This is a genomic window from Arthrobacter sp. SPT-J7, assembly GCF_059089965.1.
Map to the genome: position 1 here is coordinate 1 of NZ_JBNHFF010000007.1, position 22,528 is coordinate 22,528.

Sequence of the window (22,528 nt, forward strand, 5' to 3'; positions counted from 1 at the left end):
AACGGGACGAGGTGTGTCCATTCGCCGGCTGCCGCAAACACGGCAAGGCCTGCCAGATCGACCACACCCGGGCCTTCCGCGCCGACGGCGCCCAGGGTGAAACCGACGCCGGGAACCTCGGCCCGCCGTGCGAGACCCACCACCGGCTGAAAACCAGCGCGGGCTGGCAGATGACACAGCCCGCACCCGGGGTGTTCGAAGTGACCACCCTGGCCGGCCGGACCTACACCGAACGGCCCGGCGAAGACAACGACCCTCCCGGCCAACCCCACTACCCGCCCGCCCTCGCCGCCGCCCTGCCCGAGGACCAACGCCGGCACATCGAACCGCTAGTCGTCCATTCACCGACGGGACCCGGGGCCGGTGGACACTCCTACGGTGACGATTGGCTGCCGTCCTGGCACCCCGCGCGCAAAAACCGTGCAGCGGACAAACTAAACGAGCCGCCGGCGGTCAACCAGCAGCAGGACCCGCCGCCGTTCTAGAGGGAAAGTGCGCGTATGTGCCCTCTAGGTCTTGGGCTGCGCGGCATTGCCGCGCACACCGAGCGAAGGCCCGCAGGCGGTTTGGAGAGGCGCCAGTTGACCGGCGAAACAACCGTTAGTCGTGCTTAGTGCCGAAAACGATTTCGTCCCAACTGGGGACGCTGGACCGCTTGGGTTTAATGGCCCGCTTAGGCGGTTCCGGTGCAGAGTCCGCTCCGTCGGCGCTATTCTCGTCGGTTGCTGATTCGTCAGCGGCGGTCTTCGCCCCCGCCTGTTCCGGCCGGTTCCTGCCCCAGACAAAACCGTTGTCCTGCGCCACGGTTTTCATCGGTGCGGTGGAAGGGCGCACTTCTTCTGCCGGCTGGCCGACGGGGGAGTGGGCGGTCTGTGCGACGTCGCTCGTTTCGACGTCGTCCTCTTCGGCAACGTGGCCCTGCGGGTCCTGATCGTCGCCGTGAGTCGCATCGCTAGGTTCGTCTCTGAGGAATTCGGGCGCTCCGGAAAGCGTGATTTCGTGCGTGATGGTGCTGACACCGTGCTCCAACTCCAAGGAGGAGACGGAGCCGTCCTCATAAGCGGGGGCCAGCGTCAGCGGGAACCCGGCCCGCTGACGAACGGCGGGGGCATCGTCGTCTTGGCCATCTGCTTCGTCAAACGAGTCATGTTCAAGTGAGTCACGCGGATGAGCGGCGGGCACCGGGCCTTGGGTGAGCATCAGGGCCAGCGCGTCGTCGGCGTCTTCATCGACGCCCAGCCGCTGACCGCGGCGCGCGCGCAGCACTTCCAGCAGCTCTTCCGACTCAGCGGACTGTTCGTCGTCCTGAGCGTCCGCCGAGTCGAGCTCTGCTTCGGCGTCGGCCTCAAAGTCGAATACGTGGTCGGTGACGGCCTTCAAGCGGCGCCCGGGTACAGGACCCTCCACCGTCTCCAGCTCGCTCAACTGCTGTGCCCATCGGTTGGCATTCTGGATGGTGCGGCGGGCAGCGTGGAAAATCCACCTCGCCGGCGGTTCTTCGCCGATCGACTCGGTGGCCGGCGCTGCCGGGACAGTGAACGAGGCCACGATCTCCCATGTGCCGTCGCTGCGGCGCCAGGAATCCCAGTTCATCGAGTCCGGTTCGATGCCGAAGGCATGGATGCGATGGTCCACCATTCCACCCAGGGTGGCCGGCTCATCGCCGAAGGCCGATCGGTAGCCGTCGTGCCCGGGCAGCGGACCCGCGACTTCTACCTTGCGGGCTTGCTCAACAATGTAGTGCCGCTCTGCCAGCACCGGGCTCTCGTAGCGCCGGATGCGTTCGAGGTCGAGGCCGGATTCGGCCGCAACCTCCTCTGCGGTGGCGCCTGCACGAATGCGCGCCTGGATTTCGCGGGGGGACAGGCCAGCTTCCGATGGCTCGCCGGCACCGGGGGCGCGTGTGGTTGTAGGGCGAAAAACCGCTGTTCGCAGGGCCTCGTCTATCGCCAGACGGTAGTCGTCTCCACCTGCGCTCAACAGCAGATGTTCGCCATCCTCATGGACACCCACCAGCCGTAGATCCTGCATGAAAACCCTCCACCAGACGACACGTTCTGCCTGAAACTCTGCCATCGATACAGTGCTTTTCCTATTGTTTTTGCAGGTGTGGCGTGGAGTTTGTGGCCAAGGTCGCCGTCCTGAGCCGCCGGCGTCCGAGCAGGCCACAAGCGCCCGGCAGCGGCGGAGTTTGTCATGCGCACAGTAATCAGGCAAGAATCTTCGCGTCACGGGCACAAAATCGACAACGGATACGTTGACCTGTGAGCGGCTCGTCAGGCACGGGACACCGGTCCCGGAGCGGGGGATCCTGCCTCGATGAACCTGGAACGGAAGGGAGTGAACGGACAACAATGGCCACTGACTACGATGCCCCTCGGAAGCCCGACGAAGAAACCAGCGAGGAATCCATTGAGGAGCTGAAGTCGCATCGGCGGACCGACAAGCAGTCTTCCGTCGTCGACGAGGATGAAGCCGAGGCAGCGGAAGGATTTGAACTGCCCGGGGCCGACTTGTCCGGCGAGGAGTTGCTGGTGCGCGTGCTGCCCGCGCAGCAGGACGAATTCACCTGCGCTTCCTGTTTCCTGGTACGCCACCGGTCACAGGTGGCCAAGGAAAAGGACGGACTGCTCTATTGCACGGACTGTGAGGGGTAGCAACAAGCTGTGCGGGCCATCCGCACAGCGCCCTCGTGCGGCTCGGCCTCAGCTGCGCCGCTGCGGCCGGCGCAACTGAGGTTCCGCCGGGCTAATTTTCGTTCTGCGCGGGGCGATTCAAGGCCGCGGCTAGCTGCTGCGGCCGGCGCGTCGAAGCGATCCAGTACGGTGTCAGGTCTGTTTCGTCGGTGATCTCGATGGTGACCACCGGATCAATCCAGCCGCGCATGCACATATAGGCGGTGCCGTTCAGCTTGCGACCGCGCTGCTCAGTGGCGGCCTCACCGGTGAAGGCCTCCACGTTGCCCACGTATCGACGCTCAATTTGGGCGCGGCCTACCTGAAGCATCGTGTCGGTGACCACGATCCGCGGTGTGGATGCGATCAGCAGCACGGCCAGCAGGATGGCGGCCACGACGGCGCCGATGATGCCGGCGGCCATGCTGATGGGTGCCAGCATCACGACGACGGCGGCGGCGGTGCCGGCGGCAATCAGCCAGACCCAGAAATTGGGCCAAAGCCGTTCCTCGTAGTGGGGCACGGAAGAAGGACCGCCGGCGGGACCGGAGCTGCCTGCAGGGGTCGCTGGTTGTGTCATGAACTCAGCTTTTCACCTTTTGGCGGCCATTTCACCTTGCTGCCGCCGCCGTTGCGGAACCAGCCTCGCACGCGGGCGGGAGGGCTGAAAACGCGCTAGAGTGTTGTGCGGAATATCTCAGCGGGCGAGCCTTGGAACGCCGGAAAACAGCCCGCACCTTCGCCCCTCTCAAGGACAGACGATCACGAGTGCAGCAGACAATTGAAACGCTGACCGTTCAGCTGAAAATGCTCGACGACGGTCTGGAAGCGCCGTCCTATGCCCACCCGGGAGATGCCGGTGCGGACCTGCGGACCCGGATTGATTTCCGGATTGCCCCGGGGGAGCGGATCCTGGTGCCGACGGGCGTGGCGATGGCGCTGCCGCACGGTTATGTCGCCTTGGTGCATCCTCGGTCCGGCCTTGCCACGAAACACGGCCTGACGATCGTGAATGCTCCTGGCACCGTTGATGCCGGGTACCGGGGCGAGATTGCCGTCACCTTGCTCAATACCGACGCCAGCGAGACGCTGACATTCAAGCGGGGCGACAGGATCGCACAGCTGGTCATCCAGAAGGTGGAAACAGCCGCGTTCGAGCTCGTCGCAGAGCTTCCGGACTCCGCCCGGGGCGCCGGCGGATTCGGGTCCACCGGAGGGTTCGGCGCGCAGTAGCGACGCGGGCGCGTCTGGCGGCCAAGCCCGCGAGCACGGGCGGCGGCCCTCCTGCCGCAGGCGGCAATAACGCCACGCAGACAGAGACCAACCCGGTGCAGCACCGGAGGAAGAGGAAACTCAAGCTATGGCATTTGGGCGTTCCAAAAAGAAGAACAAGAACGACGGCGAAGATCGCGCAACCGAGGCAGCCGAACTTGGTGAGCAGGTCACCCAGCAGGCGCCGGAGAGCGGTCCACGCCGCAACGGCCCCTTTGACGACTCCGAGCAGGACGCCGGGGAGGACTATCTGGATCTGGGCGCGCTCAAGATCCGTCCCCGCGAGGGCCTGCAGCTGCGGCTGGAGATCGAGGAAAAGTCTCAGCGGGTCGTCGCCGTGACGCTGGACTTGGCCGGGTCCAATCTGCAGCTGCAAGCGTTCGCCGCGCCGAAGTCCGAGGGGTTGTGGGACGAGATCCGCACCCAGATCGCCAGCTCGGTCGGATCCCAGGGCGGGACCGTGCAGGAGCTGGACGGTCCGATGGGTACCGAAGTCGTCGCCAAGCTGCCGGCGCAGGCTTCCGACGGCCAGAAGGGCTACCGGGTAGCCCGGTTCCTCGGCGTGGATGGGCCACGCTGGTTCTTGCGCGGCGTCATCGGTGGCCCCGCAGCGCTGGATCGTGCCAAAGCCGCGGACCTCGAGGAACTGTTCCGGTCCACCATAGTGGTCCGCGGCACTCAGCCGCTGCCGCCCAGGGACCTGCTGCCACTGAAGATGCCCAAGGGCGCCGCCGAACAGCATGCCGCCGCGCAGCAGGCTGCTGAGCAGCAGGCCGCCGAGCAGCAGGCCGCCGAGCAGCGGCGGCCCGGACTGTCCGCCCCGGAGCGGGGTCCGGAAATCACCGAGATTCGCTGACTTGCCGGAGCTTCCATTCCTGGCCGGGGCCGGCGCCAGTCCCATGGCTTATCTGCCGGAGCGCGGCCATGTTGCCGGCAGCGGTTTGGTGGAGGCTATTACCATCGAGCCGCCCAACCGGCCGCCGCGTTTTGCCGCCGTCGTGACCGACGCAGGCCAGCAGCATCCCGGAAAATCCCGTGACGGCGGGCACCCGCGGGTCAGGCTGGTCTGGCTGGGGCAGCACCGCGTCCCAGGGATCGTCGCGGGTATCCGGCTCTCTTTCGAAGGCATGCTGTTCCGCGTGGACGGGCTGGCCACTATTTATAATCCGCGCTACGAGATCCTCAGTCCGTTGGAGAATTGACCTATGACAGATCAGCACCCGGACAGCGGTCGGCAGCATAGCGGGCGTTCGAACGACGCCCAGCAGCCTGCAGCCAACCCCGACCCCGCCGAAGAACCAGGCAAGGGCAGGCCGGACGCTACCGAAGCGCTCGCGCGCAGCTATGCCGCCCGTGCCGGGGTGCAACGGAGCGCCGATGGACAAATCGACGTTTTGAAGACAGTGGGCGGTGTCCGCGGGCTGGCTGAGAGCATCCTGCCCGGTGTGATCTTCCTGGTGGTCTTCACCATCGGCCAGGAGCTCGGCCCCGCACTGATTGGGGCGCTGGCGGCTGCCGCCATCTTCACCGTGCTGCGCCTGTTGCAGCGGGGCACGGTCACGCAGGCATTCTCCGGCCTCGTGGGGGTTGCCATTTGTGCGTTTGTCGCCAACACTACGGGCCGCGCCGAGGACTTTTACGTCTGGGGCTTTTTCACTAATGCGGCCTACATTCTGGCCATGCTGGTCACCATTGCCGTCAAATGGCCGGCGCTGGGACTCATTTTCGGGCTGATCCGCAACGAGGGGACAGCTTGGCGCAAGCAGCCGCAGCGGCTCAAGGCGTACACCATCGCCACGTGGATCCTCACGGCGGTGCTCTTCCTGCGCCTCGCGGTGCAGGTTCCGCTCTACTTGATGGGTGATGACGGGCTGGTGGCGCTGGGTACCACCCGCTTGCTCATGGGCGTTCCGCTGTATGCGCTGGGACTGTGGTTGGCCTGGCTGGTCTCCCGTCCGGCCGCCGTGGAGGCAAGCCGGGGCGACTGAGTCAGTCTCCGGCGGCAGGCCGCCCCGTCAGGACCGCCCGCAGATCGTCCTCCGCGGCGATGGTGCTGATGAAGAAAAGCTCGTCGCTGGCTTCAATCACGTCGTCCGGGCTTGGCGTGATCGGAACGTCGTCGCGCAGAATAGCGACCACCGTGGCGTCCTGCGGCCAGGCAATGGAGCCAATCCTGCGGCCGATCAACGCCGACTCGGTGGGAACAGTGAACTCGACCATCGAAGCGATGCCGGTCTGAAGTGTCAGCAGTCGGACCAAGTCGCCGATCTCCACCGCTTCTTCCACCAGCGCCGTCATCAGGCGCGGGGTGTTCACGGCAACGTCCACGCCCCAGGAATCGTCGAACATCCAGTCGTTTTTTGGATTGTTCACCCGTCCCACCGTGCGGCCCACGCCGAACTCGCTCTTCGCCAGCAGTGAGACCACCAGGTTCACCTTGTCGTCGCCGGTAGCGGAGACCACCACGTCGGCATCCTCGAGCCGGGCTTCGCGCAGCGTGGTGATCTCACAAGCGTCGCCGATCAGCCAGCGTGCTCCCTTCAGCCCGCTGCGGCCAATCACTTCGGGCTTCGGATCGATCAGCAGGATGTCGTGGTTGTTCGAGAGCAACTCACGCGCGATCGACGAGCCAACGCTGCCTGCACCGGCAATTACGACTCTCATTCGGACTCCTCTACCGGCGGCCTGGACAGAATCCGGTCGATTTCGAATGTTAAATCTACGCTCATCATGGCGTGCACGATGTCGCCCTTCTGGTATCGAGTGCCCGGACCGGGCAGGATTCCTTCACCGAAACGCGTCAGGTAGGCCACCCGGGCGCTGGAGGCGGCTTCGATCTCGGTCAGTTGCCGGCCTACCCAGCCGTCGTCCAGTTGCACTTCGCCCAAGATCAGGCGGCCGGATGCCTCACGGAAGTCTCCCTTGATGCTCTGCTCGGGCAGGATCCGCCGCAGCACCTGATCTGCGCTCCAGCGCACCGCGGCCACTGTGGGGATACCGAGCCGCTGATAAATTTCCGCGCGTCCCGGATCGTAGATCCGCGCCACCACGTGCGGCACGTGGAAGGTCTCGCGGGCCACCCGCGTTGCCAGGATATTGGAGTTGTCGCCGCTGGAGACGGCTGCGAAGGCGTAGGCGTTCTCGATGTCGGCCTGCCGTAGCGTGTCCCGGTCGAAGCCAACACCTGTGACTTTGCGTCCTGTGAACCCCGAACGCAGGCGACGGAAGGCCCGGTCGTCCTGGTCGATAATGGCTACGCTGTGCCCTGAATCAACCAGGGTGTGGGCCAGCGTGACGCCCACGCGTCCGCAGCCCATGATCACAAAATGCGCCATCAACGTCCTTCCGGCACCAACCTGAAACAGCGGGATACAAATCTACTGCAACCATAACGCCGAACAGGCCCTCCCCCCGCCATGGCAAGCGGCCTTGAACCTGTCCGGCAGTGACGAGGTCGAGGACTCGCCGCCTCCCTGGGCCGTGCTCTGAGCCGAAATGGGACGGCTAACGGCAGTCATCAGACGCGGCGAGACGAGACTTCTTTCTGGTCCCGCCAAGGCCATGACCTCTCTCGCTATTCTGTGGGGCGCGAAACACCAGCGTGCTGACCTTCAGCCTGATGAGAGTGCAGTTGTGTGCGCGACAAGTGTCGCTCGCTTTCCTCCTTACCGGGCTGGAACTATTGGCTGAACAAGCCGAATAGTTCAGGATGTGAGCAGCATCGTTAGCAGGTTTCAGTGGCGCTGTGGGCCTCATGCCTAGGAATGGAACATGGGCGGAATCGACGAACTCATGGCGGAGTCCAATGAACGTTGGGCGCACGCAGCCAAGCGAGCTGAGGGGTTGGCAGACAACGGACTGGGCGCCGCCGTGAAGGTTTACTACACGCAATTCTGGCTACCGGGCGTCATCGTCCTAGTCGCGGTTGGTTCAGTAGTGGCTGCTCTAGCATTCGGGGCCTCTTATGGCGACTGGCCATCGAACGTAACGTTCGGCTTCTTGCTCGCGGGGGTAGGCACCATGGTCGGAGGTCTGATCTTTAACTCGAAGAAGGTCGTGCCGGCAGCCGAATATGGAAACGTCGACGTGACTCTTTCGCTCACTGGCGCGGAACAAAAACATGTCCGCCGACAGGTAGCAGGAAAAGCGGCGGTCGTTCCCGAGCATCTCACGGTAACCCGCGGTGCGGCTGTGCAACTGCGAAAGGCTCTCGCAACGCAACTGCTGATAATGCCGTTGTATCCCTTGGTCTTCATTCCTCAAGCAATCAGTGGCGCCGGACGTAGTGATCCATTCGGCTGGCTCTCTGTAGGCTTGGTATTCCTCTTCGTAATCTCGAGCGCTTTTCTCATACGAGATTTCCGCCGCTCGGGTCACTTTCTAACGCGAACGGCTAATCAGCCTGCAGGAGTGCGGTAGCTGATCCTTCGGCGGACATCATCAATCGCTTGGGAAGAGAGCGAATCTAGGACTTCGGTTCGCCTGACCAGGAAATAGGGTTGCAGGCATACTCCAAGCAAAATCCGATTGGATGACACGATGTGGAGCCGGGTCGCATTCAAAGCATTGACACTTCGTGGTGGCTTTATGGTCCTCTACTGCGGTGCGCTTCTCTACCTGGGCTACCTGCTTGAGAGTGTTTGGGCAGCCGTGGGAGCAATAATCGGCAGTGCTATAGGTGGTGCTATACGCATCCGGTGGCGAAACCACCCACGTCAGCGGTATGTGGCGCGGAACCAATATCTGGGATTCTTGCGTTTTCCCGACGGTGCACCGACGTCCGTAACCAGCAAATGGCGGTTCGGCCTCGCCACCCCGTCCGAGGATCATCTTGCGTTTCAACCGCGATGGAAGAACTCGCGGCTGGACTACGGGGATGTCATCCTTTTATCCGTCATCGGTGTCACTGGCTCGATGAGAGAGCCATCTCTGGCAGACGCCATCTTCAGAGTCCGGCCCACCTATTGGATCATGGAACTAGAAACAGACGTAGGGAAAGCAGAAATCGCGGGACCACTGGACCAACTCCACAAGAGCGCGGCAATCGTGTCCCGAGGAAACCGCATGGCTTGAACCCAGATTCTGTGGTGACCGTTTCCCCTGACTTCCTTCGACCCTCACCGGCACAATCTAACGTCGACAAGAGTGGAAGCCCGCTGAACGGTCCAGCGACGGACGGTTTCTCCCGCGGTTCTACGACCTTCCTGTCATCAGTACTGAAACCAAGGTCTGGGATACGCCGTGATTTCCCAGTCCAACAGCCGCCGGAGAGTGCGCGACAGAGGAACTAGGAGGAGGGACCGGCGTCGTGATCCGACGGCCGATTGCCGGCGGCGGCGGCGCGGGCGTCGCCGTCGTCGTGCGCATCCTTCTTCTTGCCGAACGGCAGGACTTTGAGCAGCGGGTGCAAGATGGCCATGACAACGAGGCCCCAGGCGAGTCCGAGGACGGCGGAGCACAGGGTGTTTACGAGCCAGGCCAGGAAGCTGCCGACCACCGCGATCCCGGCGAACGGGGACTCGAGGACGTGGACCAGGTCATAGGGACCGTGCCAGCCGAGGTCGTAGGCACCCTGCAGCATGATGTGACCACCGACCCAGAGCATGGCAATCGTCCCGACGAGGGTGATCGCTGCCAGTACCGCGGGCATCCCCTTCACGAGCAGTTCGCCGAAGCGCTGCGAGCCCGCGGAGTCCTTCGTGGTCAGGTGCAGGCCGATGTCGTCCATCTTGACGATGAGTGCGACGGCGCCGTACACGAGCACCGTTATTGCGATCGCCACGACGACCAGGATGAGCGCCCGGACCCACAGGGACTCGTCGGCTACCTCGTTCATGGAGATGACCATGATCTCGCAGGACAGGATGAAGTCAGTGGTGATGGCACCCTTGGTGACCTTGGCCTCGGCCGCCGGACCGCGTTCAACTGCCGGCGCCTTCTCTGCCTCGTGGTGGCCCCGGAGTTTGTGCCAAACCTTCTCGGCACCCTCGTAGCAAAGGTAGGTGCCGCCCAGCATGAGGATGAACGGGATGACCCAGGGGATGAAGGCGCTGATGAGCAGCAGCGCGGGCAGGATGATCAACAGCTTGTTCCGGAGCGAGCCCCAGAAGATCCGGTTGATCATCGGCAGTTCGCGGGAGGGGTCTGCTCCGGACACGTACTGCGGGGTGACAGCCGCGTCGTCGATCACCACGCCGGCGGCCTTGGTCCCCGCCTTGGCGGCCCCGGCAGCGACGTCGTCGAGCGAGGCTGCCGCTATCCGGGCAAGGGCCGCGACGTCGTCCAGCAGGGCAACGAGACCGCCGCTCACAGGGCGCCCCCGCAGTTCTCGACGGCGGGCTGCTGGACCTCGAGGCCAGGGTTCAGTCGAGCGATAAGCATGCTTCGAGTATACGGGGGCGGATGCCTATGATCCGGTGCGTGGCCTCTCGTCAGGGACTAAACTCACGCTGTTCGCGGCACTCGCAAGTGCCAATTTACGACAATGTTCCAGCAGCTGGTGCATGTGCGGTGAACGAGTGGACTGATGCGGCAACTGCTTTGATCGTCTCCACAGCTTGCCCTTGTTCAAAGCCATGTGTGCAAACAGCCAGGAGGTAGGAACTTGGCCCGTGGGGCCGCCCGACGAAGGCGACGTCGTGATGGATCCCGTCCACCCAGCCTGACTTGCTGCCCCAGTCGGTTGCGGGGGGAAGTTCCGTCCCAATCACCGGATGTTCCTGACGTCGCAGCTGCGCCAGCATGAATTCGGTGGTCTCCGGCTTAGTCAGCGTTCCCGTGACGATCGCTCGCATGATGCGCACCAGATCGCTCGCGGTGGTCTGGTGCGTGAATCCTGCATCCCGTGCTGCGTGGTCGCTGATGAGCCGTTCCAGCCTCGACGACTTCGCCCCGCACAGATCCAGTGCATCAGCTGCTGCCTCCATGCCGGTCAACTCCAAAACCATATTTGTTCCGGAGTTGGAGGAGGCATAAATCATCCGTCCCAACGCTTCGGCCAACGGCACCGTGCTGCCTACCGGGGGCATGCCCCGGTCTATCTCGTCTTCATCAAAGGTGAAGTCGCCGGCGTCGGCGATCCGGCTTGGGAATTGGTCCCTGACGGTCACCGGCTGATCAAGGCTGAGCAGGCCGGTGTCGATCTGGCGCATGGCCGCGACCAGGACGGCGAGCTTGATCGTGCTGGCAGAGTAGACGATGCTGTCCGGCTGGCGGGAGGCCAGCACCTGGCCCTCATAGTCCAAGGCCAGGTAAGAGATCGAGGGAACACCATCGCTGTATGGGGAAAACACGGGCATGCTCGAAATGCTCTCACGGACGGGGAGGTTAGCGGGATAATGGCACTCATGCTCTCATCCGGCCGCCTCCGCGCCCTCCTCGAAGTCTCCAGGACGGGCAGCATCTCGGCTGCGGCCAAAAAGCTGCAACTTACCCCGTCTGCGGTGTCGCACCAGATTTCGACCTTGGAGCGCGAACTGGAGACCAAGCTCATCGAACGCGGCACGCGGGGCGTCTGGCTCACCGCGGCAGGCCGCCGCTTGGCTGAGTACAGCGAGTCAATAGCCGACCTCATGGAACGGGCGGAGCAGGAGACCCGGGAACTGGGCGGCGGGCAACGCGGCACCCTCAGCCTGGGCTTCTTCGCCTCGGCCGGTCTTCACCTGGTGCCCACCGCCTTGTCCTCATTCATGGCAGAGCGGCCGCGCGTGGACCTGAACCTCATCCCCGGACAGCCCCACGAGCTGTTGCCGAGGTTGTTGAGCACTGAGCTCGACGTCGCCGTCGTCTTCGACTATTCGGCGGCTGCGCCTTCGGACATTAGCCATGGCAGGAGCCCAAGCGTTGTCTATCATCCGCTGCTCATCGACCCCCATTTCCTGGCGGTGCCGCACGGGTACCGGCAGCGGCCAGGCGAATCGGTGCGCATCGCAGACCTGGCCGGTGAGCAATGGATTGCCACAGAGGGCATGGACAACGAGGTGGCGCTAGTTGACCGAATCTGTGCGGCGGAGGGCTACGCGCCGAACGTACGCTGTCGGACGGACTACTACGACATCACGCTTGGCATGGTTTCTGCCGGACTGGGTTTTGCGTTGATTCCAGCCCTCAGCCTCGGGCCCGTTGCTGAACGGCGCCGTGCGCCCCTCCGCCGGCTGTCTACGCCGCACCCCTCGGTCAGGCACATCAGGGCGGCGACCCGTGGCGACAACCCCAACCCGCTGGTTCCGGCATTTTTGACGCATCTTCACAGCACGGCACGACGGATCCGCGAAGAGGTCGAACTCCTGACTGCTGCCGTCGAGTCCGCCTCCGGGTAATACCCGGGGGGCCTTCAGCGCGGTCCTGCCCCTGCGTTCCGCCGCACAGTGACACCTGGCCGGACACCCGTCAGCCGCCCGCCGCGCAGGACCTCACTGCCGGAGACAAACACATGTTCGATGCCTGTGGGTGCCAGCAGAGGGTCTGTAAAGGTGGCGTTGTCCGTGACTGTAGCGGGGTCGAACACTACCACGTCTGCCACCGACCCAGGGGCCAGCACGCCTCTGTCTGCCAGACCAAACCGCCGCGCTGGAAGCGCAGTCATTCTATGGATTGCATCCTCCAAGGACAGCAGGCCGAGGTCGCGGACATAGCGGCAAAGGACGCGGGCGAAGGTCCCGGCCCAGCGCGGATGGGGCTTGCCTTCCTTGGGCACACCGTCTGACCCGATCATGGTGCCCGGATGGGCCAGCACTCGTTGCATGTCCTTCTCATCCATGGAATGGGAAATGATGGTGACCGCTCCGGATTCGGCCAGCAGCAGGTCGGCCACATAGTCCAGCGGGTCCTGTCCTGCCTGGGCCGCCAGCCAGGCGATGCTGTGCCCCTCGCTGGCAGGATGCAGGGGTGCGCTGGCGACATCGATCTTGTCCCACCCGCCATTGCCCACGGTGTTTTCCCAGTCGGGTTCACCGTGGGTGATGGAAGCGCGCATACGGTCCCGCAGCGTCGGATCTGTGAGTCGGCCCAGCAAGGCGCCGAAGCCGCCGTCGGCAGCCCACGGGGGGAGCATTGCATGCAGTGAGGTGCTGGCGGCCACGTACGGATAAACATCACAGGTGACATCCAAGCCCAGCGACCGCGCCTCATCCATCATGGCCAACGTGGCGGCGGACCTGCCGATGCCGTGCTTACCTGCCGTCTTATGGTGGGATACGTGCAACGCAGTTCCGGACCGCCTTGCGATCTCCAGCGCCTCCTCGAGAGCCTGCTCCACTTTGCTCATCTCATCGCGCAGATGGGTCACATACGGCACGCGGTGTCGGGCCGACATCTGCCCCAATGCAACGAGTTCGGCCGTATTCGCATAGGTGCCCGGAGGGTAGATCAGCCCGGAGGACCACCCTGTTGCGCCCGCCGCCAAGGCCTGGTCCAACAGCGAACACAGTCTGGCCGTTTCCGACTCCGTCGCCCGACGCTGCGCGAAACCCATGACTGCTGCCCGCAGACTCGAATGTCCCAGCAGCGAGGCGATGTTGTTGATTCGGCCGGCGCCGTCGTGCCGTGCCGCGAAGGCGTCCATCGAGGGCAACGGATCGGCAGCAGGGCCGAGCAGCGCGATGCAGAATTCGCGCAGACCGGCGTCGTGAGCAGGCTCGGTCGCCGCAGGAAACAGCGAGTACCCGCAGTTGCCTGCGATCTCTGTGGTTACCCCTTGCCGCACGGCCGCGGCAGCCAGATCGGCGGACGGCTCTGTTGCGCTGGCGTTCAGGGCAGTGGCATCAGAGTGGGTATGAACGTCAATAAAGCCGGGACTAACCACCATCCCGGTGACATCCAAGACGATGGCTTGCCGTGGATCGACAGCGCGGGCTGCAACAATTCGGCCATGCGAGATGGCGACGTCGGCCCGCACGGGATCCGACCCGCTGCCGTCAGCCACGTGGCCGCCGCGCAGCAGGTATTCTCCGGACACGCTACCCGACCCTGGCGAGGAAATCGGCGGTCCGCCGGTGCTGGGGGTTTCTGAGCACTTGTTCAGCGCTTCCCGCTTCCACGATCGCACCGTCGGCCATGAAGATCACACGGTCCGCCACCTCTCGGGCGAAGGACATTTCGTGGGTCACGACCACCATGGTCATTCCGGATTTGGCCAGATCCTTCATGACGGCCAGCACCTCACCCACGAGCTCCGGGTCAAGGGCGGAGGTGGGCTCATCAAAAAGCATGAGTTGCGGCTCCATGGCCAGCGCTCTCGCAATCGCGACCCTTTGCTGCTGGCCGCCCGAGAGTTGAGCTGGGTAAAAGTTCATCCGGTCCCCGAGACCGACACTGGAGAGAAGATCCTCAGCGCGCGCCAGCGCCGCTGGTCTCGGCTGGCCCTTGATCTTCCACGGCCCTTCGACCACATTTTCCAAGGCGGTCATGTGCGGGAACAGGTTGAACCGCTGGAAAACCATGCCGATGCTTTGGCGCTGGCGCCGCAGGTCCTCATAGCGGCGTTCCATCAGCCGACCGTCGGGCTGCTCCACGTAGCCGAGCAGCTCTTCGTTAATCCAGATCCGGCCCGAGTCAATGGCCTCCAGCCTGTTGAGGCAGCGTAGCAGCGTTGTCTTCCCCGAGCCTGACGGCCCGATGATGCACACGACTTCACCGGCGGAAATGTCCAGATTGATCCCTTTGAGGATTTCATCGTTCCCGAAACTCTTCCGGACGGACCGGGCACGGACTATGAGGTTAAGCATGGGATCCTGGCTTTCGTCGTGAGACAGGGGAGAGGTTGGCCAGCACCTTGCTACGCACTGGCGTCCTGCCGTCGAATCCCTTTGAATACTTCTTCTCGAGGAAGTGTTGTCCGACGGTGGCCACGCTCGTCAGGACCAGGTACCAGATCGAAGCGACGATCAGCATCGAAATGACCTCAAAGTTTCCCAGGTAGATCCGCTGCACCACGGTCATCAGATCGGACCCGGCGATGATGGACACCAAGGAGGACGTCTTGAGCATGGAGATGAACTGGTTGCCCGTCGGAGGCAGGATGATGCGCATGGCTTGGGGCAGGATGATGCGGCGCAAGATGCCCGCGCGCGACATGCCCATGGCCTCGGCCGCTTCCCGCTGGCCGTTGTCAACCGAGAGGATGCCGGCCCGGATGATTTGCGACATGTAGGCACCCTCGTTGATCGCTAGTCCCAAGAGGCCTGCGATGAAAGGGGTGATGATCGATGCTTCGACGCCGAACAACTTGGGGCCGCCGAAGGGGATGCCGAATTCCAGCCGGGGAAAAATCACGCCGAGGTTAAACCAGAACAGCAATTGCACCAGTAGCGGAGTGCCCCTGAAAAACCAGGAGAATCCGCCGGCAACGATGCGCAGCACCGGGTTTCTGGACAACTGCATGACGGCCACTACCAGGCCGATAATCGTGCCGGCGGCCATCGAGATGACGCTGAGCGCGATCGTGACCCACAGGCCTTCGAGGATGGGGGCGGATGCGATGTATGCGGCGACCACATCCCAGTGGATGTTGGGTGTCACCACGAGTATGTAGACCACCCACAGCCCGAAGATTCCAGCAGCGGTACCGCCTATCCAGCGGCTCCAGGCCGGCGGCCGTCTGGCGTTGAGCGGAAGCTCCGGCGCCTGCTGGCCGCCGACTTCGGAGGTGTCGGTGCTACTGGCCGGCATTGATTTCTGCGCTCTCGACGGCGGCGTCTGTTACTCCGTACTTTTCAAGCACGCCCTGGTAATCCCCGTTGTCGATCAATTCCTGCAAGGCAGCCTGTACAGCGGTAGCCAACTCCTGGTTGGATTTGTCCACGGCCATGCCCCAGGGCCCGGCCTCGTACTGCTCTTCCAGGACCTCGTATTTGCCCGCTTTGGCAGCCAGTTCTACTGCCACCGGGTAGTCGACCATGGTGGCGATGGCCCGGCCGGTGTCCAGTTGGAGCAGCCCGGTCGGTGCGTCTTCCGATTCCGAGATTTTCATGGGCGTGCTGCATTCCTGCTCGGAGTAATCCTGCAGGATGGCCAGGTTGGACGAGCCTTTGGCTCCGACCACGTTCTTGCCGCATAGGTCGGCTATAGTGCCGATTCCTTCGGGGTTGCCCTTGTTCACCATGATCGCCCCACCGGCGACGAAGTAGTCGATGAAGGTGACCGCTTGGCGGCGCTCTTCGGTGTCGCTCATGGAGGAGATGGCCAGGTCCCACTGCTTGGACTGGAGGCCCGGAATCAGGCCGGGGAAGGAGGCGTTGGTGATTTGGAATTCGAGGCCGAGTTGACCGGCAATCAGTTCGGCGAGTTCCGGGTCCACGCCGATCAGTTCGGTGGTACCTTCCTTGTACATTTCCATCGGAGGGTATCCCTCGGCGGTCGCGACCTTGAGGACACCTTTCTCCTTCAGGGACGCGGGGACCAAGCTCTCGGCAGTGGCTCCCTCGGCAGCGGATGTTGCCGCATCGGTTTCGCCGCTGGCAGCGGGGGCTGCGGAGCGTCCGCATCCGGCCGCGGTAGCCAATAATGCAATCATTCCGAGGCTAGCCGCCGCGCGGCCCCACCCGTTGAGGCGCTTGTTCATGTCCCCCTGCTTTCTTCGTAGTGAGCCGGCCCAGCTGGATCTGTGCCGCCCGGGATGTTGAGAAGATGCTGCCATTCAGGCTGCGGGGACCACAATATTTTTCAATATTTAGATGCCAGTCATCGATTTCTTTCATGTCGGACTTGGCATCGTTCGGGCTCACCTCGCTAGCCATGGAGAAGCATAGCCCGCGGCCGCGCAGCACCAGTTACCCGAACAGGGCGGAATCGTCTCGCTCCATTGGCGTAGGTTGTTGCAGAAGATTTGCGGGCCGCCGGCTGTTGGGCACACGAATAAGGGGGTAAGCGACGCAGCCACGTTCCCGCCCGTGCAGGCGGAGCCACCGGCCGGAAGGCGGAGGCCCAGGACGCGCGTCAGAGTGGGGTGCCGGTTTCCTCGGCGAGCGCTTCGAGGAGTTGGTCCTGGAAGGCATGATTGTTGACGGCTTTGTGCGGCTGCTGCCGCTGTCGGTGGTACCAGTACCCGCCGCTGGTGAGCGCCTCGGGTTCATCGCTGGTTGCGAGCCATTCCTGGGTCTGGTGACCAAGGTCGAGGTCGTCGGGAGCGCCGTGTCCGCCCATCTTGGTCGGGACCCAGCCGGGGTCCACGGCATTGCTGAGCAGTTCGGGGTGCAGGCGGGCGAGCGCCGTCGCCAGCGTGGTGACGAACAGCTTGCTGTCCGCATAGGAACCCGGTGTCTTGCCCTGCCAGTCAACCTTGGCAAGCGATGGACGCCCCGCGAAGTGCGAACCGCTGCTCACATACACGCATCGCTTTGGTCCTTCGAGGAGCGCCGTGAGGAGGTAGGGGGCAATGATGTTGACCGGCATCACCGCTCGACCGCTCCAGACGCCGGCATTGTGGATCACGACGTCGAGCGGGTCACGGTCGTTGAGTTCCCCGGCAATCCGGCGCACCGCGTCGCGGTCGCTGAAATCGCCCACTACGATGTCTGCGCCGCGGTCGACCAGCGGGTCGAGAACGGCCGCGCGGTCCTGGTTACGGGCATGCACGACGACGTCGTGCCCGGCGGACAGCAGGGCATCCGCTGCAGCCCGGCCGAGGCCGTCTGCTGAACCGGTGACCAGGATTCTCATGCTGTGCCGGTCCCTTACTCCTCCACCGGTTCCTGCAGGGCGGCGAGCATGTGCATGTGCTCACGGTTTGACGGGTACAGGAGCCCGTAGGTGCGGTAGAGCTTTTCGTAGAGCGGTGCGGTCGCCGGATCAGGCTTCACCGTGGCAGCCGTCCGGGCCCAGTCCGTCCCGGCGGGCACGGCCCCGGTCCCGATGGCGGCGAGCAGCGCGTCCCCATAGCTGGCGCCGATGGTCTGTTCCGGGACCAGCTGTTCGCGGCCGGTGATGTTGCTAACGATCTCCGTCCAAAGCCGGGCCTTGGTGCCACCGCCGACGGCTGCGACGCGCCGGATCGGTTCGCCGGAGTTCTCGAGGTATTCGACGATCTGCCGGATGCCGAAGCCGATGCCCTCGTACGCAGCTCGAAACAGGTGGCCGCGTCCGTGGCGCAGCGACAGGCCGGTGATCAGGCCGCGGGCATCGGGATCGAAGACCGGCGTGCGCTCGCCGGCGAAGTAGGGGAGCAGCAGCAGTCCGTCGGAACCCGGCGGCACTGCGGCGGCCTCGGCGATGAGCTGCTCGAAGGAAACGTCGCCGAAGAGTCGCTGCAGCCAAGTGGTCAGGCTTCCGGAGGTGGACATCCCCGCGGCCAGCGTCAGCGACCCGGGGTCCACCCCTGCGGTGGTCCAGAGCTTGGGTTCGGCACGGAACTCCCCGAGGACCTGGACGAAGAACATGGTGGAGCCGTACATCAGCATGAGGTCGCCCGGCTGCCGGACGCCGGCGCTGAACGCCTCGGCCCAGGCGTCCACGGTGCCCGCGCAGACCGGCACACCTTCCGGCAGCCCCGTCGCCTCGGCCGCCTGGCTGTGAACATGACCGCCTACTTCGGCCGGCCACGCCAGCCGGGGTTTCGGCAGGTGGCCGGCGACGGCGTCGTACCGCTCCGGATGCCACCGGTTGCCGCGGAGGTCGTAGAGCGGATCGCATTGGCTGGCGGTGTGGTGGTCCATGACCAGCTCGCCGGTCAGCTTGGCCAGGATGAAGGAGTTCAGGCTGTGCCAGTTCCGGGCGCGGGCGAAAATTTCCGGTTCCCGGTTGCGCAGCCAGCGGAGCTTCGGGCCCACGGCCTGGGAGGAGAGGACTTTCCCCGCATCGCGGAAGATTGCCTCGGCACCGAACTCTTCCGTGAGTTCGCGGATTTCGACGACGGCGCGCGCGTCGATTCCGTACAGGATCGCCGGGCGCAGCGGGGTCAGGTTCTGGTCTGTGACGACCAGGCAGGGACCCATCGCACTGACGCAGACACCAGCGACAGCTCCGGCGTCGTTGCGGGAGAAAAGCTCCCGGCACAGCCGGACCACCTCCGTCCACGCCCCGCCCTCGGCGTCGAACTCCGCCCAGCCCGGCCGCGGGTAAGCGACGTCGTGCATGACGGTCGCACTGTCCAGGACTTCGCCTCGGGCGTCCGCCAGCACCGCTTTGCTGCTGCCGGTGCCGATGTCGATGCCCAGGAACATAGCGCTCAGCCGGCCGGCCACTAGGCGCGGCCGTGCGAGGTGCGGGACTTGCGCGATACGGCGTCGAGGATCACGGCCAGCAGCAGCACCACGCCGGTGATCATGTAGCGGAACGAGGACTCAAGGTTGAGCAGTGTCAGGCCGCTGGAGATGGACTGGATGACCAGGATGCCCAGCAGCGCGGAGAACGCGGAGCCGCGGCCGCCAAACAGGCTGGTGCCGCCGATCACCGCGGCGGCGATGGCGTTCAGGTTCACATCGCCGGTGCCGCTGCTCTGGGCCGAGGCGGCCAGTCGGCCGGCAGCCAGCATGCCGCCAACGGCCGCGAAGGTCGAGCACAGGACGAAGATGGACACGTAGATGCGGTTGACGCTGATTCCGGCCCGCCGGGCAGCTTCCCGGTTGCCGCCCACCGCGTAGACGGAACGACCCCACTGGGTCCGGGTGAAGGCGTAGTGCATGACGAGCACCAGGGCTGCGAAGAAAACAAACATCCAACCAACGCCTCGGGCCTGGTTGAGGTACCACACTGCGAAAAGCAGGATCACGGCCAGCACGACCGTCTGCACCAGAACCAGCCGCATCGGCCGCCCGGACAGCCCGGCGCTGACCCGCTGCCGGGAGAGCGTGAGCTGGCTGAAAAAGAAGCCGAGCACGCCGATGATGGCCAGCACGTAGGACAGCCAGACCGGCACGAACGCGGTCTGGCCGAACCAGACCAGGAAGGAATCGAACGGCAGGTTGATGGTGCCCTCGACCCCGAGCACCCACAGTTGCAGGCCGAGGAAGCCGAGCAGGCCGGCCAGCGTGATCACGAAGGACGGCACCCCGAACCTGGTGTACACCAGCGAATAGACCAGTCCGATCACAGCACCCGTGGCCAGCGCCGTCAAAATCGCCAGCCCGATCGGCCAGTCCAGCTTGACGAAAGTGACGCCGACGATCGCGGCGGAGAGGCCGCTGACGGAGCCGACGGACAGATCGATCTCGCCGACCAGCAGCACGCAGACGATGCCCAGCGCGATGACTCCGACGGCGGCGCTTTCCAACAGCAGGTTGACCAGGTTGGCGCTGGAAAGGAAGAACGGGTTGAGCAGCTGGAAAATGGTCCAAATGACCAGCAGGCCGATGATGATGGGCAGCACGCCCAGGTCGCCGCCGCGCACCCGGTTGATCCCGACCTTGACCGCGCCCTTGAAGCCCTCGGTCCGGATCAGCCGTTCATCCTGCAGGTCGGTGGCCAGCGGGACAACCGGGGCGTCTGGATCCGTTGTTGGGGTGGTTGGATTCGTTGTCATGGTACGGTCCCTTCTTCCGGTGCTGCCCCGGGTCCCCGTTGTCCCGTGTTTCCGGGTTGGCCGGGCGGCAGCGATCCGCCGCCTGGTCCGCCCAGCCCGCCGCCTGGTCCGTCAGTTCCACCTGCCATTCCTTCAGCGCTGGCAGCGGCACCCGTTTGGGCGGCGCGCTGGGTCACCACGTTGTCGGTGGCACCGGTAATGGCGGCGATCAGGTCGTCGGTGGACACGTCCTTCATCCGGAAGGTCCCGTTGTTCTTCCCCAGCCGCAGCACCGCAACCCGGTCGGCGACGGCTTGGACATCCTGCATGTTGTGGCTGATCATGATCACCGCGAGGCCGTTTTCGCGCAGCCGCTCCACCAGATTCAGCACTTCGGCTGTCTGCGCCACGCCGAGGGCGGCCGTGGGCTCGTCGAGGATGATGAGCTTCGGGCTGCCGAGCAAAGAACGGGCGATGGCGACGGTCTGCCGCTGGCCACCCGAGAGGGAGGCGACGGCGATACGCACTGAGGGAATTTTCGCCGACAACTGGCGCAGCAGCTTCCAGGACTGGACCTCCATCTCCACTTCGTTCAGCCGCCACGGCCCCAGCTCCCGGCCGAGGAAGAGGTTGTCGACCACGGTGAGGTTGTCACAGAGGGCGAGGTCCTGGAACACGGTGGCGATGCCCAGCGCAATAGAATCCACCGGCGTGTGGATGGTCACGTCCTTGCCGTCGAAGTTCACGGTGCCGGCGTCCTGCGGATGAACGCCTGCGAGGATCTTGACCAGGGTGGACTTTCCGGCGCCGTTGTCGCCGACCAGGGCAACGACTTCGCCGGCGTGGACGTCCAAGGCGATGTCCGTCAAGGCGGCGACGGCACCGAAGTGCTTGCTCACGCCCCGCATGGACAGCACCGGAGCTGCTGCCTCCGGCCGTTCCGCTGACACAGTGGACACTGCCTTCCCCTTTCCTTAGGGGCGGCGGCACCGCGGGATCGCGGCACCGCCGTCCGCGGCTGCACTACTTGATGTCGAGTTCGTCGCAGCCCTTCTTGTATTCGCCGGTGCAGATTTCCGCAGGCTTGTAGATGCCGCCGTCGAAAATCACTTTCTTGACGTTCTCCTTGGTGACCACCGTCGGCACGAACAGCGCGGCCGGGGTGTTGAAGAGCGTTGCGTCCGGTTTTGGCGTCTGTCCGTTCAAGAGCTGGACAGCCACCTCGGCCGCCTTCTCCGCAACGATCTTGATGGGCTTGGAGATCGTGTTGTACTGGTCGCCGCTAATAATCCGCTGGATCGCAGCGATTTCGGCGTCGTTGCCGGTGACCGGCGGCATGGGGGAGACACCGGCAGCCTTCAGGGCAGCAATGGAGCCGCCTGCCGTGCCGTCGTTGGCGGCGACGATGCCGGTGATCTTCTCACCGAACTGTGTGATCTGGCCGGCGACCCAGTCCTGCGCCTTCGACGGCTGCCACTCGGGCGTGTCATATGAGGCCAGTACCTTGTGGTCGCTGGAATCGACGGCTTCCTTCGCGCCTTCCTTGATCAGCTGCGCGGCCCGGTCGGTGGGGGAGCCGTTGACCATCAGCACACCGCCGGTCTTGTCGCCGTCGGAATCGAGTTTCTTGACCAGGTCTGTGGCTATCAGGTTGCCGATCTTCTTGTTGTCGAAGGAGACATAGAAGTCCGCCGGCGTGTCCGGGACCGGCCGGTCGTAGGTGACGACCTTGATCCCTTGGCCCTTGGCGGTGCTGACCAGCGAGGCAGCGGCGGTGCTGTCCACCGCGTCCAGGACCAGAACCTTGACGCCCTGGGTGATCATGGAGTTGGCCTGCTGCTGCTGCTTGTCCGCGTTGCCGTCGGCGTTCTGGTAGAGCACTTCGCAGCCGCCGCACAGCTCTTGGACCTTGGCCTTGAACAGCGGGCTGTCCTGCTGCTCGTAGCGGGTGGAGGCCCGGTCCGGCATCAGGAACGCGATCTTGCCCGACTCACCGCCGCTCGCACCTCCGCTCGCTCCGCCGCCGCCACCGCCGCCCCCGCCTCCTCCGCCGCCGCCGCAAGCGGTCATGCCGACGGCCAGAAACAGGGCGGTGGTGAAGCCCAGGATTCCCCGCGTGTACTTCTTCATCGGAACTCCTTGTACTGGT

At 64.4% G+C, this 22,528-nt stretch carries 24 protein-coding genes; 8 read left to right on the forward strand and 16 right to left on the reverse strand.

Annotated elements, in window-relative coordinates:
• Positions 1–485, forward strand: a 485-nt coding sequence (locus tag AC5RWX_RS12520; protein WP_494097502.1) for an HNH endonuclease signature motif containing protein, incomplete at its 5' end; no start/stop codon positions are given.
• Positions 486–600: 115 nt separating this feature from the next.
• Here AC5RWX_RS12520 and sepH read toward each other — a convergent pair.
• Positions 601–2,031: a septation protein SepH gene (gene sepH / locus AC5RWX_RS12525; RefSeq protein ID WP_493957874.1), complete on the reverse strand. Its 1,431-nt coding sequence runs from the start codon at positions 2,029–2,031 to the stop codon at positions 601–603.
• 323 nt (positions 2,032–2,354) lie between these two features.
• On the opposite strand from sepH, the gene AC5RWX_RS12530 reads away from it, so the two are divergent.
• Positions 2,355–2,657 carry a DUF4193 domain-containing protein gene (locus AC5RWX_RS12530; protein WP_127515375.1) on the forward strand — a complete coding sequence of 101 codons (303 nt, stop codon included), beginning with the start codon at positions 2,355–2,357 and terminating at the stop codon, positions 2,655–2,657.
• 91 nt (positions 2,658–2,748) lie between these two features.
• On the opposite strand, the gene AC5RWX_RS12535 is transcribed toward AC5RWX_RS12530, so the two are convergent.
• Positions 2,749–3,255 (reverse strand): DUF3093 domain-containing protein, encoded by a 507-nt coding sequence (locus tag AC5RWX_RS12535; protein ID WP_493940375.1) that lies wholly within the window; start codon positions 3,253–3,255, stop codon positions 2,749–2,751.
• Positions 3,256–3,443: 188 nt separating this feature from the next.
• On the opposite strand from AC5RWX_RS12535, the gene dut reads away from it, so the two are divergent.
• The 4 genes from dut to AC5RWX_RS12555 all read left to right on the forward strand — a co-directional run bounded on the left by dut (position 3,444) and on the right by AC5RWX_RS12555 (position 5,935).
• Positions 3,444–3,908 (forward strand): dUTP diphosphatase, encoded by a 465-nt coding sequence (gene dut / locus AC5RWX_RS12540; protein ID WP_493940376.1) that lies wholly within the window; start codon positions 3,444–3,446, stop codon positions 3,906–3,908.
• A gap of 127 nt (positions 3,909–4,035) precedes the next feature.
• The gene (locus AC5RWX_RS12545) at positions 4,036–4,803 is read left to right on the forward strand and encodes a DUF3710 domain-containing protein (RefSeq protein ID WP_493940377.1); all 768 of its coding nucleotides are present in this window, start codon (positions 4,036–4,038) and stop codon (positions 4,801–4,803) included.
• A 1-nt stretch (position 4,804) separates the two neighbouring features.
• Positions 4,805–5,149: a hypothetical protein gene (locus tag AC5RWX_RS12550; RefSeq protein ID WP_494097503.1), complete on the forward strand. Its 345-nt coding sequence runs from the start codon at positions 4,805–4,807 to the stop codon at positions 5,147–5,149.
• Between the two features lie 3 nt (positions 5,150–5,152).
• Entirely contained in the window at positions 5,153–5,935 is a 783-nt protein-coding gene (locus tag AC5RWX_RS12555) for a DUF3159 domain-containing protein (protein WP_493940379.1), read from the forward strand.
• Position 5,936: 1 nt separating this feature from the next.
• Here the strand turns inward: AC5RWX_RS12555 and AC5RWX_RS12560 are convergent, their stop codons facing one another.
• Together AC5RWX_RS12560 and AC5RWX_RS12565 are read right to left on the reverse strand one after the other, a co-directional pair.
• The gene (locus AC5RWX_RS12560) at positions 5,937–6,611 is read right to left on the reverse strand and encodes a potassium channel family protein (RefSeq protein ID WP_493940380.1); all 675 of its coding nucleotides are present in this window, start codon (positions 6,609–6,611) and stop codon (positions 5,937–5,939) included.
• Positions 6,608–7,282 (reverse strand): potassium channel family protein, encoded by a 675-nt coding sequence (locus AC5RWX_RS12565; RefSeq protein WP_493940381.1) that lies wholly within the window; start codon positions 7,280–7,282, stop codon positions 6,608–6,610. Before AC5RWX_RS12565 ends, AC5RWX_RS12560 begins: the two co-directional genes overlap by 4 nt.
• Positions 7,283–7,718: 436 nt before the next feature.
• On the opposite strand from AC5RWX_RS12565, the gene AC5RWX_RS12570 reads away from it, so the two are divergent.
• Positions 7,719–8,366, forward strand: coding sequence for a hypothetical protein (locus tag AC5RWX_RS12570; protein ID WP_493940382.1), 648 nt, complete (start codon positions 7,719–7,721; stop codon positions 8,364–8,366).
• 868 nt (positions 8,367–9,234) lie between these two features.
• On the opposite strand, the gene AC5RWX_RS12575 is transcribed toward AC5RWX_RS12570, so the two are convergent.
• Both AC5RWX_RS12575 and AC5RWX_RS12580 read right to left on the reverse strand, forming a co-directional pair.
• Entirely contained in the window at positions 9,235–10,257 is a 1,023-nt protein-coding gene (locus AC5RWX_RS12575; protein WP_493940385.1) for a DUF808 domain-containing protein, read from the reverse strand.
• Positions 10,258–10,423: 166 nt separating this feature from the next.
• Positions 10,424–11,245 (reverse strand): serine hydrolase, encoded by an 822-nt coding sequence (locus AC5RWX_RS12580; RefSeq protein ID WP_493940386.1) that lies wholly within the window; start codon positions 11,243–11,245, stop codon positions 10,424–10,426.
• Between the two features lie 48 nt (positions 11,246–11,293).
• Between AC5RWX_RS12580 and AC5RWX_RS12585 the strand changes: the two genes are divergently transcribed.
• Positions 11,294–12,265, forward strand: a complete 972-nt coding sequence (locus AC5RWX_RS12585) for a LysR family transcriptional regulator (protein WP_493957875.1) — start codon at positions 11,294–11,296, stop codon at positions 12,263–12,265.
• 14 nt (positions 12,266–12,279) lie between these two features.
• Here the strand turns inward: AC5RWX_RS12585 and AC5RWX_RS12590 are convergent, their stop codons facing one another.
• From AC5RWX_RS12590 to AC5RWX_RS12635, 10 genes are all read right to left on the reverse strand, one after another.
• Complete coding sequence (locus AC5RWX_RS12590; RefSeq protein WP_494097504.1) at positions 12,280–13,902, reverse strand: N-acyl-D-amino-acid deacylase family protein; 1,623 nt, start codon at positions 13,900–13,902, stop codon at positions 12,280–12,282.
• Position 13,903: 1 nt separating this feature from the next.
• Positions 13,904–14,671 carry an amino acid ABC transporter ATP-binding protein gene (locus tag AC5RWX_RS12595; protein WP_493940389.1) on the reverse strand — a complete coding sequence of 256 codons (768 nt, stop codon included), beginning with the start codon at positions 14,669–14,671 and terminating at the stop codon, positions 13,904–13,906.
• Entirely contained in the window at positions 14,664–15,614 is a 951-nt protein-coding gene (locus AC5RWX_RS12600) for an amino acid ABC transporter permease (RefSeq protein WP_493940390.1), read from the reverse strand. Before AC5RWX_RS12600 ends, AC5RWX_RS12595 begins: the two co-directional genes overlap by 8 nt.
• Positions 15,601–16,446 carry an ABC transporter substrate-binding protein gene (locus AC5RWX_RS12605; RefSeq protein WP_493957876.1) on the reverse strand — a complete coding sequence of 282 codons (846 nt, stop codon included), beginning with the start codon at positions 16,444–16,446 and terminating at the stop codon, positions 15,601–15,603. Before AC5RWX_RS12605 ends, AC5RWX_RS12600 begins: the two co-directional genes overlap by 14 nt.
• 19 nt (positions 16,447–16,465) lie before the next feature.
• Positions 16,466–16,669: a hypothetical protein gene (locus AC5RWX_RS12610; protein ID WP_493942993.1), complete on the reverse strand. Its 204-nt coding sequence runs from the start codon at positions 16,667–16,669 to the stop codon at positions 16,466–16,468.
• Positions 16,670–16,880: 211 nt separating this feature from the next.
• Positions 16,881–17,603: an SDR family NAD(P)-dependent oxidoreductase gene (locus AC5RWX_RS12615; protein WP_493940394.1), complete on the reverse strand. Its 723-nt coding sequence runs from the start codon at positions 17,601–17,603 to the stop codon at positions 16,881–16,883.
• Positions 17,604–17,617: 14 nt separating this feature from the next.
• Positions 17,618–19,102 (reverse strand): FGGY-family carbohydrate kinase, encoded by a 1,485-nt coding sequence (locus tag AC5RWX_RS12620; protein WP_493940395.1) that lies wholly within the window; start codon positions 19,100–19,102, stop codon positions 17,618–17,620.
• A 20-nt stretch (positions 19,103–19,122) separates the two neighbouring features.
• Positions 19,123–20,400 carry a sugar ABC transporter permease gene (locus tag AC5RWX_RS12625; RefSeq protein ID WP_493940396.1) on the reverse strand — a complete coding sequence of 426 codons (1,278 nt, stop codon included), beginning with the start codon at positions 20,398–20,400 and terminating at the stop codon, positions 19,123–19,125.
• Positions 20,397–21,329, reverse strand: coding sequence for an ATP-binding cassette domain-containing protein (locus AC5RWX_RS12630; protein WP_493940409.1), 933 nt, complete (start codon positions 21,327–21,329; stop codon positions 20,397–20,399). The genes AC5RWX_RS12625 and AC5RWX_RS12630 overlap by 4 nt, the downstream gene beginning before the upstream one ends.
• 73 nt (positions 21,330–21,402) lie before the next feature.
• Positions 21,403–22,509 carry an ABC transporter substrate-binding protein gene (locus tag AC5RWX_RS12635; RefSeq protein WP_493940397.1) on the reverse strand — a complete coding sequence of 369 codons (1,107 nt, stop codon included), beginning with the start codon at positions 22,507–22,509 and terminating at the stop codon, positions 21,403–21,405.
• Positions 22,510–22,528: the final 19 nt, after the last annotated feature.